Source organism: Enterobacter cloacae complex sp. 6730903 (genome assembly GCF_048283985.1).
Taxonomy (GTDB): Bacteria; Pseudomonadota; Gammaproteobacteria; order Enterobacterales; family Enterobacteriaceae; genus Enterobacter; species Enterobacter hormaechei_C.
In genome coordinates, this window is record NZ_JBLVXX010000112.1 from 1 (window position 1) to 2,504 (window position 2,504).

A 2,504-nucleotide genomic window follows, 5' to 3' on the forward strand; every position below is an offset into this window, starting at 1 on the left:
CCACAGTTATACACTAAATAAAACGATAACATTTTCAAATATTAATCACAACTATAGAATATAGTAAACTACAAATTTAACGCTATCAACTATATAACTCCTGATTTTTGACTGTAAAAATAAAAAATAATTAACACCCCCTCGCAACACTATTATTCCTTTGAAAAAAACGGCTTGTTTTTCCCTTCTCTAGTCTGAGTGGCAACAATAACTTCATAAGCATCTCTTTCACTTCTTTGTGCTTTCGATGCTTCTTCTGATGTAATTTTCGATTCCTTTTCAATCATAGCAATAGTTCCGGTATCATATCGGATAAAATATTCACTCTCTCTTTTAATTATGTCAATTCCAAAACCTGAAAAATAGCCTCATTCATTTTTCATATCTCTATTTATTTGTAATTGGTGAAATCAATGCATCACCGACAGGTGTTTAACCTATTACAGTTTCAGGGATGCCTTCCGACGTCTTACAACTAGGAAACAAAAAATCTTTGCCAGTTGTTGATTTAATATTTTATTGCCATACATTGAACAACTGCTTCCATATCTCCTGTTCCTCAATGGTAGGAACTCTATAATCCTGAGTCTTTCGTCTATATTCCATAAAACATGAGTCTATAGCTCGAATAGCTACCATTTGTTCTTTGCGACATCCAGCTAAAATAGATTGCATATCCTGAAGATAATTAGAATCAAGAATGTATTTTTGAAAAAACAGCTCCAAGAAATCCAATACTTCATCATAAGATTGTAAATTTATCATGGTTCCTCTGGTAGAATATCAATCTTGTCGAAATTAATAACTCTATTTTCAGCATGCAGTTGTTGAACATTACCTTGACCGTATTCAGGGTATGCCTTAGTAAACGGTTCAAGTGGCGCTCCTGGCCTATCGCCGAACATTCTCGGGGTTCGCACTTGCGGAACACCATTTTCATATAATTGAAGCGTATCAAACTCAGCTCTTAGACGTCCATCACTCCATGATTTATCCAGAGGATCGAGTGGATTCAATTTATCTGCTCCTTTGTTCTGGAATGCATCTCTTACTGAGCGCCCGGAATCTAATTTATCAAAACCACAATAAGTGACTGGTGCGGATTTGGATTCGTATGTTTTAGGCACCCATGTGTTAATCGAACCGTCATCCTCAAGATACCTTATATAGCGATATGCTGTAGAAGGCATTGTAGCGCTTGGCCCCGCTGGCCAGACACAGAAATCAGGTTTTGTTTTATCGCTACACTGACGGCTCAACCCCCACGGATCCACCCACCCCAGCGTATTCGGCGCATACTGGTAAAGGTTAATCCCCCCGCCAGCCCTATCGGGTCCTGCTGCGTAAACCTTCCGCAGTCCGGGTCATAATACCGGAACAGATTGTAGTGCAGCCCTGTCTCACGATCCAGGTATTGCCCCTGCATACGCAGGTTCTGAGAATATCCTGATACCTGCGTCTCGCTTTCCCGCAGCAGTTTGCCCCAGGCGCTGTTCACCCTTCCCAGTGCACCTGCCCTTCGCTATCCGTCATCCGCTCCGGCGTGCCGTCCTGAACCAGCACACGTCCGGCGCTATCGTACTGCCAGCGGTACCAGCTGAACGGGTTATCGTCCCGCTCTTCCCGCACCAGATTATTGCGGTAGTCGTAATCCCAGCGGCGGGTCCAGCGGCGCGGCGACGGGCGCTGGGTATTGCCGGTAAAAACGTCCCGGCGATGCAGTCGACCGAGACGGTCGTATTCGCTGCGGGTGGTCAGCAGCCACGGGGAGCCATTCTCAGGGTGGTGTTGTTCGTTGCATGTATATTGACAGTTTATTAAGGGCAAGGGTAAATAAGGCGCGAAAAATAAAATAAGCAAGAGACGCGCAGAAGGAAGAAAGAATATTGTTAAAAATGACTAAGTAGTGAACAAATAGATTAAAATTTTTTGGGATGAAAAAATCCACGCCATGCAGTGAGTTTCATTCAGAGATAAACTCCCTCTTCTAACGAGTTTTCTGTAATCGTTGTTTTTGTAAAGGAAATCAGAACATCTGAACCTTGCTTTTTATATTTAACTTCGTAACTACCAGGTTCTAAAGTAATAAACTCACCTGAAATAGCATCTGAATCATCAGGCTCAAGATCCCCGCCCGTGACATCTTCTCCCGCCCCAATGAAAACCTTTCCACTAGGTACGTTTAAAAACAGCGCACCGATATATTCTTCAACATCATTTTTAATATGAACTTTGTAGGTGCCATCATCCCCAACATTGAGAAATAATACATTCCCTTTGTTTATTTCTACCACTTCATCTTCTGGAAAACTCCACCAATCTGCATCATCGTTAACTCTATGCTTTAGTGAAACTAAATCATAAATGACTACTGTTGCTGTATTTGTTTGGAAATGTATTATTTCATGCATAATTTTCAATATTTAATCACTTATCTTATAATTAACAATCACTATTTAGAAACAATAGAATATGTACCATAAGGTCCAAATTATCTCCTGGAC

4 protein-coding genes and 1 pseudogene are annotated in these 2,504 nt (G+C 41.2%); all 5 read right to left on the bottom strand.

The window, feature by feature from the left end; genetic code table 11:
• Positions 1-152: 152 nt before the first annotated feature.
• Complete coding sequence (locus ACNQ0W_RS24970; protein ID WP_256141382.1) at positions 153-287, bottom strand: hypothetical protein; 135 nt, start codon at positions 285-287, stop codon at positions 153-155.
• Between the two features lie 229 nt (positions 288-516).
• Positions 517-765, bottom strand: a complete 249-nt coding sequence (locus tag ACNQ0W_RS24975) for a hypothetical protein (protein WP_045338150.1) — start codon at positions 763-765, stop codon at positions 517-519.
• A complete protein-coding gene (locus ACNQ0W_RS24980; protein ID WP_202815620.1) occupies positions 762-1,190 on the bottom strand; it encodes a hypothetical protein in 429 nt (142 codons plus the stop codon). The genes ACNQ0W_RS24975 and ACNQ0W_RS24980 overlap by 4 nt, the downstream gene beginning before the upstream one ends.
• 57 nt (positions 1,191-1,247) lie before the next feature.
• A pseudogene (locus tag ACNQ0W_RS24985) lies at positions 1,248-1,797 on the bottom strand (RHS repeat-associated core domain-containing protein); the annotation flags it as partial.
• A gap of 170 nt (positions 1,798-1,967) precedes the next feature.
• Positions 1,968-2,411 (bottom strand): DUF6386 family protein, encoded by a 444-nt coding sequence (locus ACNQ0W_RS24990; RefSeq protein WP_062933878.1) that lies wholly within the window; start codon positions 2,409-2,411, stop codon positions 1,968-1,970.
• Between the last annotated feature and the right edge of the window lie 93 nt (positions 2,412-2,504).